Source organism: Rhodocyclus tenuis, assembly GCF_014197755.1.
GTDB lineage: Bacteria > Pseudomonadota > Gammaproteobacteria > Burkholderiales > Rhodocyclaceae > Rhodocyclus > Rhodocyclus tenuis.
In genome coordinates, this window is record NZ_JACIGE010000001.1 from 515,862 (window position 1) to 532,808 (window position 16,947).

General features: G+C 66.1%; 15 protein-coding genes. 10 read left to right on the forward strand and 5 right to left on the reverse strand.

Features of this window, described 5'->3' with window-relative positions:
* Positions 1 to 200: 200 nt before the first annotated feature.
* The 7 genes from GGD90_RS02395 to GGD90_RS02425 all read left to right on the forward strand — a co-directional run bounded on the left by GGD90_RS02395 (position 201) and on the right by GGD90_RS02425 (position 7,610).
* Positions 201 to 938 (forward strand): pteridine reductase, encoded by a 738-nt coding sequence (locus GGD90_RS02395; protein ID WP_153114896.1) that lies wholly within the window; start codon positions 201 to 203, stop codon positions 936 to 938.
* 134 nt (positions 939 to 1,072) lie between these two features.
* Entirely contained in the window at positions 1,073 to 1,948 is an 876-nt protein-coding gene (ttcA, locus tag GGD90_RS02400) for a tRNA 2-thiocytidine(32) synthetase TtcA (RefSeq protein ID WP_153114895.1), read from the forward strand.
* Between the two features lie 102 nt (positions 1,949 to 2,050).
* A complete protein-coding gene (locus GGD90_RS02405) occupies positions 2,051 to 3,259 on the forward strand; it encodes a pyridoxal-phosphate-dependent aminotransferase family protein (RefSeq protein ID WP_153114894.1) in 1,209 nt (402 codons plus the stop codon).
* A 30-nt stretch (positions 3,260 to 3,289) separates the two neighbouring features.
* A complete protein-coding gene (locus tag GGD90_RS02410) occupies positions 3,290 to 4,216 on the forward strand; it encodes an FHA domain-containing protein (RefSeq protein ID WP_153114893.1) in 927 nt (308 codons plus the stop codon).
* Positions 4,217 to 4,444: 228 nt separating this feature from the next.
* Positions 4,445 to 5,572 (forward strand): homoserine O-succinyltransferase MetX, encoded by a 1,128-nt coding sequence (gene metX, locus GGD90_RS02415; protein ID WP_153114892.1) that lies wholly within the window; start codon positions 4,445 to 4,447, stop codon positions 5,570 to 5,572.
* Positions 5,569 to 6,195, forward strand: a complete 627-nt coding sequence (metW, locus tag GGD90_RS02420; RefSeq protein ID WP_153114891.1) for a methionine biosynthesis protein MetW — start codon at positions 5,569 to 5,571, stop codon at positions 6,193 to 6,195. Before metX ends, metW begins: the two co-directional genes overlap by 4 nt.
* Complete coding sequence (locus GGD90_RS02425; RefSeq protein ID WP_325065948.1) at positions 6,195 to 7,610, forward strand: AmpG family muropeptide MFS transporter; 1,416 nt, start codon at positions 6,195 to 6,197, stop codon at positions 7,608 to 7,610. Before metW ends, GGD90_RS02425 begins: the two co-directional genes overlap by 1 nt.
* A gap of 95 nt (positions 7,611 to 7,705) precedes the next feature.
* On the opposite strand, the gene GGD90_RS02430 is transcribed toward GGD90_RS02425, so the two are convergent.
* On the reverse strand, positions 7,706 to 8,137 hold the full coding sequence (locus tag GGD90_RS02430; RefSeq protein WP_153114890.1) for a PGDYG domain-containing protein: 432 nt from the start codon (positions 8,135 to 8,137) through the stop codon (positions 7,706 to 7,708).
* Between the two features lie 151 nt (positions 8,138 to 8,288).
* Positions 8,289 to 8,861: a PEP-CTERM sorting domain-containing protein gene (locus tag GGD90_RS02435; protein ID WP_153114889.1), complete on the reverse strand. Its 573-nt coding sequence runs from the start codon at positions 8,859 to 8,861 to the stop codon at positions 8,289 to 8,291.
* 319 nt (positions 8,862 to 9,180) lie between these two features.
* On the opposite strand from GGD90_RS02435, the gene GGD90_RS02440 reads away from it, so the two are divergent.
* The gene (locus GGD90_RS02440; protein ID WP_153114888.1) at positions 9,181 to 9,903 is read left to right on the forward strand and encodes a uracil-DNA glycosylase family protein; all 723 of its coding nucleotides are present in this window, start codon (positions 9,181 to 9,183) and stop codon (positions 9,901 to 9,903) included.
* 27 nt (positions 9,904 to 9,930) lie between these two features.
* Here GGD90_RS02440 and GGD90_RS02445 read toward each other — a convergent pair whose 3' ends face one another.
* From GGD90_RS02445 to GGD90_RS02455, 3 genes are all read right to left on the reverse strand, one after another.
* Positions 9,931 to 10,635, reverse strand: coding sequence for a hypothetical protein (locus GGD90_RS02445; RefSeq protein WP_153114887.1), 705 nt, complete (start codon positions 10,633 to 10,635; stop codon positions 9,931 to 9,933).
* A gap of 68 nt (positions 10,636 to 10,703) precedes the next feature.
* A complete protein-coding gene (locus GGD90_RS02450) occupies positions 10,704 to 11,621 on the reverse strand; it encodes a DMT family transporter (RefSeq protein ID WP_153114886.1) in 918 nt (305 codons plus the stop codon).
* Between the two features lie 279 nt (positions 11,622 to 11,900).
* Positions 11,901 to 14,717 (reverse strand): ATP-binding protein, encoded by a 2,817-nt coding sequence (locus GGD90_RS02455; protein ID WP_153114885.1) that lies wholly within the window; start codon positions 14,715 to 14,717, stop codon positions 11,901 to 11,903.
* A 149-nt stretch (positions 14,718 to 14,866) separates the two neighbouring features.
* On the opposite strand from GGD90_RS02455, the gene GGD90_RS02460 reads away from it, so the two are divergent.
* Positions 14,867 to 15,970, forward strand: a complete 1,104-nt coding sequence (locus GGD90_RS02460) for an ABC transporter substrate-binding protein (RefSeq protein WP_153114884.1) — start codon at positions 14,867 to 14,869, stop codon at positions 15,968 to 15,970.
* Between the two features lie 9 nt (positions 15,971 to 15,979).
* Positions 15,980 to 16,870 carry a LysR family transcriptional regulator gene (locus GGD90_RS02465; RefSeq protein WP_153114883.1) on the forward strand — a complete coding sequence of 297 codons (891 nt, stop codon included), beginning with the start codon at positions 15,980 to 15,982 and terminating at the stop codon, positions 16,868 to 16,870.
* Positions 16,871 to 16,947 lie beyond the last annotated feature (77 nt).

The window sequence follows — 16,947 nt, forward strand, 5'->3', positions numbered from 1 at the left end:
TGACGAGCGACAGCGCGCAGTTTAGCGCCAAGATGCGCTATCAATTATTACCGACGGCAGCCGGGCCGACAGTCAGCGTAACGCACATGCAGCAGGGCAACGGGAAGGACACCGGGCAAGCTACGGCGGGCGCCGGCATTTCCCGGCGATGGCGCCGGAATTCCGTTAAAATTTAGCTCCTTGGCGCAACAGGAGGCAGTGTGAACGGCGAAGTGGTGCTGGTGACGGGCGCGGCAAAACGCGTAGGCAGCGCCATCGTGCGCGAGCTGCACGCTGCCGGCGCACGCGTCATCATCCATTACCGCAGCGCGGCCAGTGCGGCAGATGCTCTGGCGAGCGAGCTCAATGCGTTACGCCCGGATTCCGCCGCCTGCGTGCAGGCCGATCTGCTCGACATCGGCGGCCTGCCGCAACTGATCGACGCCGCCGTCAGCCACTTCGGCCGTCTCGACGCGCTGGTCAACAACGCCTCCAGTTTCTTCGCGACGCCGCTCGGCAGCATCGACGAAACGGCGTGGAACGACCTTGTCGGCAGCAACCTGAAAGCACCGCTGTTCCTGACGCAGGCCGCCGCAGCGCAGCTCATCGCCGCGCGTGGCGCAGTGGTCAACATTACCGACATCCACGCCGAAAGGCCGCTGGCCGGCTATCCGCTCTACTGCATCGCCAAGGCCGGCCTGCTTGGCCTGACGCGCGCGCTGGCGATCGAACTGGCGCCCGCGGTTCGGGTCAACGCCGTCGCACCCGGACCGATCCTGTGGCCCGACGACGGCGCCTTCCCCGGCGACGAGCGCCAGCACATCGTCGACCACACGCTGCTCAAGCGCGAAGGCAGCCCCGACGACATCGCCCGCGCCGTGCGCTTCCTGCTCGCCGACGCACCCTACGTCACCGGCCAGGTGATCAACGTTGACGGCGGCCGCAGCGCGCATCTGTAGTCTGGTGAGTGGGAAGTCGGCAGTAGGAAGTAAGGTCCTGTCCGCCGATCGCCCACTCCCGACTTCCCACTCCCCACTCCCGACTCACCACTCGCCCACTCCCCACTCCCGACTCACCACTCGCCCACTTCCCAATGACTCAATCACGCAACCTGCAGCGCCTGCAAAAACGCCTGCTCGGCGACGTCGGCCGTGCCATCGGCGACTACAAGATGATCGAGGACGGTGACACCGTTCTCGTCTGCGTCTCCGGCGGCAAGGATTCGTACACGCTGCTGTCGCTCTTGATGACGCTGCAGCAGCGCGCACCGGTTAAGTTCCGCCTGATCGCGATGAATCTCGACCAGAAACAGCCCGGCTTCCCGGCCGACATCCTGCCGGCTTACTTCAAATCGATCGGCGTCGATTTCCGCATCGAAGAGCAGGACACCTACTCGATCGTCAAAGAGAAGATCCCCGAGGGCAAGACGACGTGTTCGCTGTGTTCGCGCCTGCGCCGCGGCGTCATCTACCGCGTCGCCAAGGAGCTCGGCTGCAACAAGATCGCGCTCGGCCACCACCGTGACGACATCGTGCACACGCTGTTCCTCAATCTGCTCTTCGCCGCCAAGCTGAAGGCGATGCCGCCGAAGCTGGTTACCGACGACGGCGCGCACATCGTCATCCGCCCGCTCGCCTACGCCTCGGAAGCCGACATCGCCGCCTTCGCGCGCGGCATGGAATTCCCGATCATTCCGTGCAACCTCTGTGGCTCGCAAAGCAATCTGCAACGGCAGAAAATCCGCGAAATGATGGCCGACTGGGACCGCCGCTACCCGGGCCGCACCGAAGCGGTATTCACCGCGCTGCAGAACGTCGTTCCTTCGCATCTCGCCGACCCTGCGCTTTACGACTTTGCCGGACTCGTTGCCGGCACGGTGCCGGCGGCGGGCGAAGGCGACGAGGTCTTCGACCTGCCCGAGCTGCCGCCGCTGAGCGATCCGCGACTCGCCTTCCGCGTTGATTCCTGAGAAATACCCGGCAGTCCGGGCGGTGCGAGCTGATCGCTCGCCGGCCTTTCGATTTATCATGTTAATTACATTTAACTTAGTCATTTCCAAGGTTACAAGCCGATGAGCGCACCCGATATCCACTCCGCCCGCCCGTCCTTCGCTTCCTTCGCGCCGCCGCAGCGTACGCTGATGGGCCCCGGCCCGTCCGACCTGCATCCGCGTACGCTCGCCGCGCTGTCGCGGCCGACCGTCGGCCACCTCGACCCCTCGTTCGTCGGCATGATGGACGAGCTGAAAGTGCTGCTGCGCTACGCCTTCCAGACCGAAAACGCGCTCACCTTCCCGGTATCGGGCCCCGGCTCGGTCGGCATGGAAACCTGCTTCGACAACCTCGTCGAACCCGGCGATACGGTGATCGTCTGTCGCAACGGCGTCTTCGGCGGACGCATGATCGAGAACGTCGAACGCGCCGGCGGCATCGCCATCGTCGTCGATGACGTCTGGGGTGAAACGGTCGATCCGCAGAAGGTCGAGGACGCATTCAAGACGCACCCGGAAGCGAAGCTGCTCGCCTTCGTCCATGCCGAGACATCGACCGGCGCCCGCGCCGACGCGCAGGCCCTCGCCGAGATCGCACGCCGCCATGGCGCGCTGAGCATCGTCGATGCCGTCACCTCGCTCGCCGGTTGCGAACTGCGTGTCGACGCCTGGGGCCTCGATGCCGTCTATTCGGGCAGCCAGAAATGTCTGTCGAGTGCGCCCGGCCTGTCGCCGGTGACCTTCTCCGAAGCCGCGCTGGAACGCATCAAGGGCCGCTCGCGCAGGGTGCAGAGCTGGTTCATGGACCTCAACCTGGTGCTCGACTACTGGAATTCGGCGAAGCGCACCTATCACCACACAGCGCCGATCAACAATCTCTACGCCTTGCACGAGTCGCTGCTGCTGCTCGCCGAGGAAGGCATCGAGAACGCCTGGGCGCGGCACGCACGACTGCACCGCATGCTGCGCGCCGGACTCGAGGCGATGGGTCTGCAGTTCGTCGTCGCTGAGCCGTGGCGACTGCCGCAGCTGAACACGGTCTATGTTCCGGAAGGCGTCAACGACCCGGAAGTCCGCCGCCGCCTGCTCAACAACTTCAATCTGGAAATCGGTGCCGGCCTCGGCCCGCTGGCCGGCAAGGTCTGGCGTTTCGGGCTGATGGGCCAATCCTGCCGCGAGGAGAACATCATCCTCTGTCTGCAAGCGCTCGCCGAAACGCTGAACGCGCTCGGCCTGCCGACCGACGGCGACGCCGCCTTCGCCAGCGCCCACGCCGCCAACACCGCCTGAAATCGAGCCAGGAACACGAGGCACCCAGCCATGACGCAGAATCCGGTGGGGGAGCGCAGAGCTGCCAGAAGCGACCGCCGCGGCACCAGGCCGCCGACGCAACTGCTCGCCGGAATCGCCGGCAGCGCGCGTCTTTACGAGCGCCTCACCGACGCCGAAGCGCAGCATGCGATCGAGCGCTGCCTGAAGCGCATGGCACGCGCCGTTGAAGGTCTGCACGGCGAAGTCGTCAAGAGCGTCGGCGACGAACTGCAGGCGCAGTTCACCAGCACCGATGAAGCGATGCAGGCCGCCACCGAAATGCAGTTGCGCATTGCCGACCTGCCACCGGCTTCCGGCGTCAAGCTGGCGATCCGCGTCGGCTTTCACTGCGGCGAAGCCGGCCAGCCCGGCGGTGTCGAGGCGGCACTGACCAGCGCCGCGCGCCTGACGGCACTGGCGCGCGCCGGCCAGATCCTGACCGACGCGGCGACGCTGGCCAAGCTGTCGCCGCTGATGCAGTTGCTGACGCGGCCGCTGACGCCCGGCGGTAGCGGCCGCAGCGGCAACGAGGCGCTGTTCGAAGTGCTCTGGGATGAGCCGGATCTGGCAGCACATCGTGCGCCGGCGCAGCGCGCTGGCGACTCCGGCAGTGGTCGGCGCCTCTGCGCACGCCACAGCGGCACCGTTGTCGTCCTCGACGACCTGCACCCGTCGCTGACCATCGGCCGCGACGCCAAGTGCGACCTCGTCGTTGCCGATCGCCGCGCCTCACGTGTGCATGCGCGCATCGAGCGCCGCGACGACCGTTTCGTGCTGATCGACCAGAGCACCAACGGCAGCTTTCTTCACTTCCGCGACGAGCACGAATTCTTCGTCCGCCGCGAGGAAGTGACGCTGCGCGGTGCCGGCATCGTCAGCGTCGCCACTTCGGCCAACCACCCGGACGCCGACCGCATCGAGTTCGAACATCTCTGAGCGGAGCGAGACGCCGCGAGCGGCGGCGCACCCGGGCTCGATTGACTTTTCAACGGGTGAGCGTTAACGTCGTCGCCGATAGCGCCGATTTGACCGATCAGCTTGCGGGCGCTCAACAAATACGGCTAAAGCGGGGCTACCCAGTCCGCGCAATTGCCGACTGGGTTTTTTGTTTCTTGCGATGAACCGGCGCGCCTGCAGGTGCGCCCAATCAACGGTTTCTCCGTCATGTCCAACTGCCATTCCGTCGGCGTCGTGACGCCGCAGCGAGTCGCTTTCGACGCGCCTCTCCTGCTCAAGAGCGGCGCCTCGCTGCCGTCCTTCGAGCTGGTCTATGAAACCTACGGCGAACTGAACGCCGCCGGCAGCAACGCCGTGCTGGTCTGCCACGCGCTGTCGGGCAGCCACCACGTCGCCGGCACCTACGGCGACGACCCGAAGACCGCCGGCTGGTGGGACAACCTGGTCGGCCCCGGCAAGCCGCTCGATACCGACAAGTTCTTCGTCGTCGGCGTGAACAACCTCGGCGGCTGCTACGGCTCGACCGGACCCTTGTCGACCAACCCGGTCACCGGCCGCCGCTACGGCGCCGACTTCCCGCTGGTCACCGTCGAGGACTGGGTCGCCGCGCAGGCGCGGCTCGCCGACCATCTTGGCGTCGGCGCCTGGGCGGCGGTGCTTGGCGGCAGCCTCGGCGGCATGCAGGCACTCGAATGGTCGCTGCAGTTTCCCGAGCGCATCCGCCACGCGCTGGTGATCGCCTCGGCGCCGAAACTGTCGGCGCAGAACATCGCCTTCAACGAGGTGGCACGGCAGGCGATCCTCTCCGACCCCGATTTCCATCAGGGGCACTATGTCGAGCGCGGCGTCGTGCCGGTGACCGGCCTGCGCCTGGCGCGAATGATCGGCCACATCACCTATCTGTCGGACGACCAGATGGGCGAGAAATTCGGCCGTCAGCTTCGCCATGGCGAACGCCGCTTCAACTACGACGTCGAGTTCGAAGTCGAGTCCTACCTGCGTTATCAGGGCGACAAGTTCGCCGGTTATTTCGACGCCAATACCTACCTGATGATGACCAAGGCGCTCGACTACTTCGACCCCGCCTTCGATTTCGACGGCAACCTCGACGCGGCGCTGGCGCGGGCCAAGGCCAACTTCTTCGTCGCCAGCTTCTCGACCGACTGGCGCTTCTCGCCGGCGCGCTCGCGCGAGATCGTCTCGGCGCTGCTGCACAACCGGCGGCGCGTCGCCTACGCCGAGATCGACTGTCCGGCCGGTCACGACTCCTTCCTGCTCGACGACGCGCATTACCACGCGCTGCTGCGCGCCTATCTGGAGAACATCGCGGTATGAACCTGATCCCTTCGTACTCCGCCGACGGGCAGACGCACGGACGCTTCGACTACGCGGTCATCGCCGACTGGATTCCGCCCGGCGAGCGCGTGCTCGACTTGGGCTGCGGCGACGGCACGCTGCTGCGCTACCTGCGCGAAACCAAGGGTGTCACCGGCTACGGCGTCGAGATCGACGCGCAACGCGTGCTCGGCTGCATCCGTAACGGTGTGGATGTGATCCAGATCGACATCGAGCAGGGCCTGCAAGGCTTCGAGGATGATTCCTTTGACCACGTGATCATCTCGCAGGCGCTGCAGGCGATGCACGGCACCGAGCACATCCTCGAGGAAATCCTGCGCGTCGGCCGCGAGGCGGTGGTCAGCTTCCCCAACTTCGCCTTCCGCGCCAACCGCGCGGCGATCAACGCCGGCCACATGCCGGTCTCGGAAGACCTGCCCTACGAGTGGTACGAAACGCCGAACGTGCGCTTCTTCACGCTGATCGACTTCGAGGAGCTGTGCGCGCAACTCGGCATCGAGATCCGCGAGCGGCTGGCCTTCGACGACCGCGGCGAGCCGGTCACCGACGACCCCAACCTCAACGGCAGCCTCGCCTTCTACCGGCTCGGCCGCGCCGGCTGATGGAGGGAGGCGACGCAGCCGGCGGCTCTGCGCGCGGCGCGGCGCCGCGTGCGGACGGCGGCAACGCCGGGCAGGAAGGCAACGTGCAGGACAGCGGTAGCGAAGCTTCCGCGAGCAAGTCGGCCGGCAGCAGCGGCACTGCGGCGGCACCCGACTGGAGACGCGCGCTGCTCTCGCGCAAGATGCTGATCTGCATCTTCACCGGCTTCTCGTCAGGGCTACCGCTCTACCTGCTGCTCAACCTGCTGCCGGCGTGGCTGAGGAGCGAAGGCGTTGATCTGAAGACGATCGGCTTCTTCGCACTGATCCAGTTCCCCTACACTTGGAAGTTCCTCTGGGCGCCGCTGCTCGACCGCTTCGCGCTGCCGAAGCTCGGCCGCCGGCGCGGCTGGATGCTGGCGACGCAGATCGGCCTCTTGCTCACCATCGGCAGCCTCGGTGGCCTCTCGCCGCACGACGGCATCGGTCCGGTGCTGTGGCTGGCGGCGATCCTCGCGCTGCTCTCGGCGACGCAGGACATCGCGCTCGACGCCTACCGCCGCGAACTGCTTGCGGAAGAGGAACTCGGCCTCGGCAACTCGGTGCACGTGAACGCCTACCGCGTCGCCGGGCTGGTGCCCGGTTCGCTGTCGCTGATCCTCGCCGACCGCCTGCCCTGGGGCGAGGTGTTCTGGATCACCGCCGCCTTCATGCTGCCCGGCATGCTGATGGCGCTCTCGATCCGCGAACCGGCGCTGACCGCCGCCGTACCGAAGACGCTGCGCGAGGCGGTGGTCGAGCCTTTCCGCGAGTTCATCGGTCGTGCTGGCGTGCGCGGCGCGCTGCTGACGCTCGGTTTCATCTTCCTCTACAAGCTCGGCGACTCCCTGTGCACCGCGCTGGCGACGCCGTTCTACCTCGACATGGGCTTTACCAAGACCGACATCGGGCTGATCGCCAAGAACGCCGGGCTGTGGCCGGCGGTGATCGGCGGTCTGGCCGGCGGCCTGTGGATGGTCAAGCTCGGCATCAACCGCGCGCTGTGGCTGTTCGGCGTGGTGCAGGTACTGTCGATCCTCGGCTTCGCCTGGCTCGCCTGGCTCGGTCCGCAGGGCGAGATCGACGCGGCGGCACGACTGTCGCTGGCGCTGGTGATCGGCCTGGAAGCGCTCGGCGTCGGGCTTGGCACCGCCGCCTTCGTCGCCTTCATCGCGCGTAGCACGCACCCGGCGTACTCGGCGACGCAGTTCGCGCTGTTCACCAGCCTCGCCGCGGTGCCGCGCACGCTGGTCAACGCCTCGGCCGGCTGGCTGGTCGACGGTCTCGGCTGGTTCGCCTTCTTCCTGCTGTGCACGGCGCTGGCGCTGCCCGGCATGGCGCTGCTGGCCAAGGTGGCACCGTGGAACGCCGCCGAGCCGGCGCGCCTGGGCGGCTGAAAAGGACGCTCCAGCGTAACGAATTCAGGGCAGCAGACAGCCGCGGACCATGCGGCGACAGATGCTGCCAGCGCAGCAACGAAGCAACGCCGGCGTCAGTCGATCTTTCGATAAACCTGCACGAAGCGCGCGTTTTCGGCGATGCCGAAATCGCCCGGCGCGTACTGCAGCAACCAGTCGCCGGCCTTGCCGTACAAACGGTCGCCGCCGGCCGAACGCAACGCGGTAAACGGCTCGGCAATCTGCCGCGCCAGCACCGGCAGCGGCCGCGCGCGGTAGCAGCCATCCTCGCCAGGCGGCGTCGGCGGCAGCGCTGCGTACTTGGCGTCAAAACGATCGCGCGAAACGACCCAGCGGCTGCCGGTGGCACCGCTGATCAGCGCATCGCCCGGCGCATAGCGGTTGGGTCCTTCCAGGCTGATCAGCTCGCCCGGCTCGCGGGCAAAGGCGACGCTCACGGTTTCGTCCTTGACGTAGCGGGCGGCGAGGGGATCGGTGACGAGGTTGATGTTGTCGAGTTCGAGCATGGTGTAGATGGCCGTTTTTGATCAGGCATTACTGGCGATTGCTTACGGGACTGGCAACGAACGGGCGGCGAACATCATCAATACCGCGCCGAGTGAGTCCGTAGACCTGAAAACCCGCCGTAGCGGGTTTCCATGACGGTTTGCGCAGCCTTCAGGATTTCCGGCGCCGGCCCAGCCCGAGACCCAGCAGTCCAAGGCTGAGCAGCGCCAGCGATGCCGGCTCGGGTACGTTGTTCGCGGACGAGCTTACGACGATATTGTCGACGGCATAGTTGTTGCCGCGACTGACCAGACTGATCGAGAGAGCGGTGATATTTTCCAGATCACTACGCGTTTGCGGGGCAAACGCCGTTTTGCGATAGTCGATACCGCCCACGTCCATGTAGTAAGCACTGGAAGGGAAAGTCCCGATAGAGCCGGCGTCATATCCACTGACCGAAAACGCTCCGCCGTCGATCCGGCTGAGCGTTACGCCTGCACCATAGACGTTCCCATTGTTGGAGTCGATCAGCCGGCTGCTGCCGCCGACATTCTGGATCGCCGGGAGATCGCCGTAACCGATGTAGTCGAGGCGGTAGTCACCCAAAGTCAGGCTCGTGAAATTGCCGAGCGGAGCCGAATCAAAAGTCAGGACGACGCTGCTGGCGTTGGCAGTGCTGGCAGAAGCCAGTCCTGCGCAAGCGGCGGCGAATCCAACTGCGCGTGCAAGTTGCGAAAGTTTCATTTTCCGGTTTCCCCCAATGAAGGCGCTCCCCGCGCCGAAGCGGCGCTAATTTGCAATTTCCGGACCTGACGAAACTTGTTGCGTGAAATCAGCCGACTGGCACCTCATCCGCGCCAAGGCCCGGGGTCCGTTGTAAAGATTTCCGACGGTTGCCGCGATCTCGCCGAACGCTTGCCGATCGTCGATCGGAGCCTGCGCCCGGGGTCGGGCACCTGTCAGGAAAACCGGCCCTGAGCTATCGCGGAACAATCCCGGCGCGGGCGCGGTAGCATTGGCGTCCGGCCACTGGCCCAACAACGCCCGCCCAGTCCCTCCCGACATGCCGACAACTGCCACATCACTCATCGCCGCCGCGCGCGAACTTTCCGCCGCGGTCGACACGCTCGACTTCGCGCCCGCCGCCAGCCACGTCTACAACCCGCTCGACTACGCGTGGGCGCCGCACGAGGCTTACCTCGCGCGTTACGGCGCGACGCCAAAGCGCGTCGTCTTCCTCGGCATGAACCCCGGCCCTTTCGGCATGGCGCAGTGTGGCGTTCCTTTCGGCGAGATCGCGCTGGTGCGCGACTGGCTGGGCATTGAGGCAGCGGTCGGCAAGCCGGCGCGCGAGAACCCGAAGAAGCCGGTTGAGGGTTTCGCCTGTACGCGCTCGGAGGTCAGCGGCCGGCGCCTGTGGGGACTGTTTCGCGAGCGTTTCGGCACGGCCGAGGCCTTCGCCGCCGAGCACTTCGTCGCCAACTGGTGCCCGCTGGCCTTCTTCGACCAGGGACGCAATCTCACGCCGGACAAGCTGCCGGCGGCGCAGGTGGCGCCGCTCAACGCCGCCTGCGACGCGCATCTGCGCCGCGTGGTCGAGATCCTGCAGCCGGAGTGGCTGATCGGCGTCGGCGGCTTTGCCGAGACGCGTGCGCGCGAAGCGCTCGCCGGCATGAACGTACGCATCGGCCGCATCCTGCACCCGAGCCCGGCCAGCCCGGCCGCCAATCGCGACTGGTCCGGAACGGCAACGCGGCAGCTGCACGAACTCGGCGTCTGGCGCTGAGTCGTCGGCACATCCCGGCGCCCGGCGTCAGGCGCTCTGCGGCTTCCCGTCGACCGTCAGGCGGACTTCGCCGGTCGGGCTGAAGCTGATGGCAGCCTGCGGCGCTGGCGCATTGCCCGACAACAACTGGGCGTGGCGGGCGAGGACCGCGCCCAACTGCTGTGGCGAGGCATTCAGGTATTCCTGCTGGAAGCGTACGCCCTCGTCGAGCAGGGCCTTGCTTTGCGACAGACCGACGCTCCAGCTCAGCGCGTTGGCCATGACCGGCGATTCCTGCAAGGCCTGCTTGAGCTCCTTGGCGTACGGATAGTCGGCGGGAAACTGCACCTGCCCCGCCGAATCGTAAGTGATCTGCTCCGGAGCATAGGGAATCCCGTTGGCCGACAGGAAACCGGGGAACTTGGCGGAGAGATAGCCCGACAAGGCGTCGATGTTGCGCTGGCTGGGCATCAGCAAGGGCGGTAGTTCGCCATTGCTCTTCGCCTTGTTGTCGACGAGGAAGCTTTCGATGTCCTGATTCACCACTCCCTGATTGGTATCAAGGGACACCTTGCCGCCGGCACCGCTCACCCCTGCCTCCTGTTCGCTGGACAAGGCGCGCAGACCGGCGGCAGAGAGGGTGACGTTATCGGCATGTTTTGCCGGCGAAGTGGCCGGATCTTGCCGCATCAGGCGGGCCGCGTTGCCCGTTATCTCGCGGATAGCGGTGCTGCTGATGTTTTGAATGCTCATCGCTGTGCTCGTGCTGGTGGGACGACCCAGCACTGCACAATTTGTGCCCAGCGAACTGCGCGATGAGGCTAAGCGCGGCGCTGCCTTGACACCAGCAGCACGCCGGCGAGCACCAGCCCGGCACCGGCGAGTTGCTCGAGCGAGAAGGGTTCGCCGAGGATCGGCCAGCTGAAGAAGATCGTCAGCACCGGGCCAAGCGTGCCGATGAGCACCGTGCGCGACGGCCCGATGCGGCGCACCGCCGCCGACTGCATGAACACCGGCAGCACGGTCGAGAAGATCGCCATGCCGATGCCGCAGGCGAGCACCGGCCACGGCTGGATCAGCGCCGTCAGCGGCTGGGTGACGAAGAAGTGCGCTTGCGTCGCGCCGACCGAGACGAGCATCGCCAGCGCAGCGAAACGCGCCGAGCCGAGGCGGCGGATCGGGTCGGCGGCGCCGGCGTTGTACAGCGCGTAGGTCAGCGACGAGGCGAAGACAAAGGCGCCGCCGATGAGCACCGCCTGCGTATCGTCGCCGATCTTCACGTCGTGCACGAAAGCCAGCGCGATGCCGGCGTAGGACAGCGCGATGGCGCCGATCTCGCGCCGCGTCAGCGGCCGGCCCATGAACAGCACGCCGATGAGCACGGTCAGCGTCGGGTAGGTGAACAGGATCAGCCGCTCCAACCCGGCCGAGATGTAGTGCAGGCCGATGAAGTCGAAGAGGCTCGAGGCGTAGTAGCCAAGCAGGCCGAGCACGGTGATCAGCGCCCAGTCGCGGCGCGAAAGCGGCGGCGCGCCACGGCCTTCACGCAGGCCGACCCAGGCGAAGAAGGGCAGCGCGAAGACCATGCGCAGCGAGAGCAAGGTCACCGCGTCGACCGGAACCGCCTGCGGCACGGCGTAGGCAAGTTTGACGAAGATCGCCTTGAACGAAAAACCGAAGGCGGCGGCGATCGCCAGGGCGACGCCGATGCGTTCGGAGGACCAGTGTTTCCAGGGCATGGGGATCGGTGGTAGCGGGTTTGGCAGGGAGCCAGGGGCAAACGCTAGTGTCGATAAGCGTTCGTTTCATGCGCACGATATATTCAGGCCAGCCGGGAGTGAGCGGCCGCAATACTGATCAAGCGCCGCAGCCACTTATTTTCCGGCGATCCGCTGCGCGCGACAATTGGTGATCGCGCAAGTACGCGTTCGCGCTGGACGAAGGCTCGCTTCCGCTGCGCGGCCGGTGCCGTGTTGCGCGAGCGCTGCTGCCGGGCGCTGCCTGTGGGGTAGCGCCGCTCAGTCGGCGGCGAGCGGCAGCCACAGGGTGACGGTGGTGCCGACGCCCTGCTCGCTGCCGAGCGCAATTTCGCCACCGTGCAGCTCGACGATTTCCTTGACGATGCTCATTCCCAGACCAGTGCCGGGTATCTTGCCCGAGGTGTCGGCACAGTAGAAACGCTCGCAGACGCGCGACAGCTGCGCGGGGGTCATGCCGATGCCGTGATCGTGCACTTCGACGCCGACGCGCCGGGTGTCATCGCGCATGTCCAGACGCAGCGCCAGTTCGATCGCACCGCCGCCGGGCGAATACTTGTAGGCGTTGGAAAGGATGTTGAGCAACGCCTGCTGCATCTTGTGCCGATCGGCATTGATGAACAGCGGCGCGGCGCTTCCTGCCACTTCGGGAAACGGCCGCCCGGCCGGCGGCTTGTAGCCGGCGACGGCCTCGGCGACGATCTCCTGGACGCACAGGCGTTCGATCACGAAATCGGTGCCGCGACGGGCCTCGATGCGCGCCAGATCGAGCAGCTCGTTGATGATCGACGCCATCAGGTCGGCCTGACGGGCGATCGTCTGCAACATCTCGCGCTGCATCGCCGGCTCGAAATCCTGCAGCAGGAGCAGTTCGGAGTAGCCGTAGATGCTGGCCATCGGCGTGCGCAGCTCATGCGCGGCGGTCGACAGGAACTCGCTCTTCAAGCGGTCGACTTCGGTTTCGCGCGTGACGTCGCGAAAGTAGAGGATCTGCGAAACGCGTTCGGTCGCGGACGTGCGGATACCGACGCGCAGGAAACGGCTGTTCGGGCTGGCCAGTTCGAGCAGAATCGGCCGCCGCTTGTCCGGGCCGATGATGTCGCCCATTTCCTCGAGCTTCTGCCGCGCCGTGCGCAAGGCGGCAACGCCGGGGAAGGGCGCGCTGGCGATGCACATCGCGGCGAGGCGGTCGGAGAAGACTTGCTCGTCGACACCGATGATGTCGGCCGCGTCCATGCCGGTCATGCCGAGAAAGGCGAGGTTGGCGAAGTTGACGCGCAGTTCGCTGTCGAAGGAGACAAAGCCGTCGGGGCTCAGCGCAAAGATGGCGTCGAGCTGTTCCGAGCGGTAATTGAGTTCGCGTGTGCGGCTATCGACCAGCTCCTCGAGCTTGAGGCGGTATTGCTCGAGCTCGGCTTCGACTGCCTTGCGCTTGCTGATGTCACGCTGCAGAGAGAAAACCAGCGTCTTGTCGCCCCAGACGACCTTGCTCACCGACACTTCGGCCGGGTAGGTGCTGCCGTCCTTGCGCCGGTGCTCGGTTGCGAAAAATCTGCCGGACGCGCCGAGTTCCGGCATGACGCGCGCCGGATACATCCGTTCGAGGCTCACGTCCCAGTCGAAGACGTTCATCCGGGCAAGCTCTTCGCCGCTGTAACCGAGCATCGCGGCACACGCCGGATTGGCCTCGAAAACGCTGCCGTCGGGGTTGAGGATGGCGACGCCGTCGCGTTCGTGTTCGAACAGCGCACGCCAGCGTTCGGCCTCTTCGGCGATCTTCGCCTGTGCCGCCAGCTGGCGCGCGTCCTGTGCGGCGATGGTTTCGAGCAGCACGTCGAAATCCCTGCCGAGACGACCGAGCTCGTCGTCGCGGATCGGCTCGCCGTGGCGCGCACTGCGGTTGCCCTGACGCACCCGCGCCATGGTGCTGCCCATGTGCGCCAGCCGCTGCGTCAGCTCGCTCCCGGTGCGCAGGAAACCCAGCGAGAGCACCAGCATGGTCAGCGCCAGCAGCGCGGCGATCATGGCAAAGAGCAGCAGCATCGATTTCCTGTAAGGCGTGTCGGGAAAGCCCGCAGCGATCATGCCGATACGCCGCCCTTCACCATCGACGATCGGCGTAAATCCGGCCATGTACGACTTGTCAGCCAGCTCCACGTCGCCAAACCAGGCTTCGCCGCGCCCGACGACCGCGGCCAGGATCTCCGGTTTTTGGCGAACGCCGATATCGGTGCTGCCCTGCTGGTGCATGCGGCTGATGGCGACGCGCGTACCGTCGAGATAGAGCGAGGTCATCCCCTCGGCGGCATCCGGCAGCGTGCCGACCGGGAAAATGATTTCGCGCATGTGCTCGATCAGCGGCGCGTTCCTGTTGAGCAGGATGCCGCCGACGAGGATGGCGTCAGGCGTATCGACCGACAGCGGAAAGTGCGCGGCGGCATTGATCAGCAGGCCGCGCGTCTCGGCGCTCGGCGTGCCGCCCGACTCGACCGGCGCATGCTCGACGCGCGCGTCGGCGACAAAACGTGGCGCGAAGCTGGCCAGCTCGGCCGTCTCGAAACGCTCGTAAGCGGCACTGGCAACGCCGAGGCGTGCCTGACGCAGCACATGAGAGTCCGGCAACCGGCTGCCGCGATCGACGCCGCTGCTGGCAGCGATGACCGTTCCGTCCTGACGCGCAACGAGCAGATAGTCGAGACCGCTGCCGCGCGCCGCTGTGCTCAGCAGCTCGACGAGCTGCGGCGTGTCGGCCTGGCGCGAAAGCAGGTAGATCAGGCGCTCCGACCGCGCCAGCTGGAAGATGCGCTGGCCGGTATCGTTCTTCAGCTGATCGAGATAATTGTGCGCACTGGCGAGATTGCCGTGCGCACCGGAGAGCAGCAGGGCATTGGCGCGTTCGCCGCCGACCAGCACCAGTACGGCGATCACCACCGGGAAAGCGATCAGCAAGGGCGCCAGGCCGACGCTGAGAAGGCGAAAACGCAGCGAACTGTTCCATGCCTGCCGCAGACGGGCCAGCAGATTGCCGGCGCGCGGATTGGCGGACTGAGCGGCAGGAGGAGTCGCGTGTTCTTTCATCGGAATAGGCAGACTCTATCATCAGCGCCGCAGGGTGGACATTCTACACGAACAAAAGTATAAACGTCAGAAGCGTCAAAAATGACAGGACGGGCACTGGTATGCCACAATGCTCGTCAGGCACTTGCAAGAGTATGCAGGAGACATGCATGAACCGGTACCGGCTGTTGCTCGCGACAGCATTCATCACACTACTGGCCGGCTGCGGCCCGCAGGCACCGATCCCGATCGGTTTCATCGGCGGCCTCTCCGAGCGCAACTCGGACACCGGCCAGGCCGGGCAGAACGGCGTGATCCTGGCGATCGAGCAGTTCAATCGCGCCGGTGGCATCAATGGCCACATGATCGAGCTGATCTCGCGCGACGACGCACAGGACCAGGCCACCGCCGCACGCGCGGCAAATGAACTGGTGGAGGCGAGGGTCGCGGCAGTGATCGGCCCGTTCACCAGCAGCATGGCCGAAGTGGTCGTACCGATTACCGGCAAGGCCAGCATTTTCCAGATCAGCCCGACCATCTCGTCGATGCGCTTCTACGGCAAGGATGACAACCTCTTCCGCATCAACCGTACGGCGCGCGACAACGCGACCGACTACGCGCGCGTGCTCTACAGTCGCGGTCTGCGCCAGACGGCGGTGGCCTACGACACCCGTAACCGCAATTTCTCGGAATCATGGCTGGCCGAATTCCGCGCCGCCGTAGAGGCACAGGGCGCCGAAGCGGGCGAAGCGATCGCTTACGAGTCGTCGGCCGATACCGATTTCGCGCAAGTCGTTGGCGCAATGCTCAAAAACAAGCCGGACAGCCTGCTCTTCATCGCTGGCGCGCTCGATGTCGCACGCCTCGCGCAGCAGGCACGCAAGCAGGCGCCCAGACTGCCGATCGCGGCGTCGGAGTGGGCCGCAACGGAACAGTTGATCGACCTCGGCGGCGATGTCGTCGAAGGACTGCTGATTGCGCAGAACTTCAACCGCGACGACCCGTCGCCGCGCTTCCGCGACTTCAGCGAGGCGTATTACAAGCGCTTTCAGCGCACCCCCGGCTACAGTTCGGTCTCGGCCTACGACGCGGCGATCGTCGTGCTGAGCGCGCTGAAGCAGCGCCACGAAGGCGAACCGATCAAGACGGCAGTGCTCAAGTATGGCCCGTACGACGGTCTGCAGCAGCAGATCAGCTTCGACGCCAACGGCGACACGATGCGCAAGGTGTTCTTCACCGAGATTCACGATGGCCGCTACGTGCGCGTGAAATAGCCCGAAGCCATGCGTTACGACCTCGTTGACCTGCGCCTCTTCGTCGCCATCGCCGAAGAAAGGAACCTGACACGCGGCGCGGCCCGCGTCAGTCTGGCGACGTCGTCGGCCAGTCACCGCCTGCGCCTGCTCGAGGACGATCTGGGCGCGCCGCTGTTCGCGCGGCAACCACGCGGCGTGGCGCTGACACGTGCCGGCGAAGCCCTGCTGCGCCATGCGCGGCAGGTGTTCGCGCAAATCGAGCAGATGCACGCCGATCTGGCGCCTTACGCCGAGGGCGTGCGCGGTCATGTGACGCTGTGGGCCAACACGCACGCCACGCACAGCTTCCTGCCCGACGATCTGGCCGGTTTTCTGCGCCGCTACCCGCAGGTTAGCGTCGCGCTCGAAGAACACACCAGCCCGGACATCGTTCTCGCCGTGGCGCGCGGCGAGGTCGAGGTCGGCGTCGTCGCCGGCCGGATCGAGGATGCCGACGTCGAGCTGATTCCCTATCGCGCCGACCGGCTGGTGCTGATCACGCCGGGCGCGCATCCCTTGTCAGTTCGCGCCCGCACGCGTTTCACCGAGGTGCTCGACTACCCCTTCGTGATGCTGCACGCCGGTTCGGCGATCCACACTTTCACCACCAACGCCGCGGCGGCGCTTGGCCGGCATCTCGACGTGCGCATTCAGGTGCGCAGTTTCGAGGCGGTGTGCCGCATGGTTGGTGCCGGCGTCGGTCTCGGCCTGGTGCCGAAGAGCGCGGTGCCGCTGGCCGGACTGCGCGAGCCGCCGGTGGTCGTCAATCTCGACGAAGCCTGGGCACAACGCGATCTGCAGGTGTGCGTCCGGCGGCGGGCCGCACTGTCGGGATTTTCGTCGGCGCTGGTCGAGTCGCTGGTGAATACGCAAGGCTGAAGGAATGGGCGCGCAGCCATTGAACTAGGCCGAAACGCGCGCGATGATCGGACAGCGGTCAGGACAAGACCGGGTGA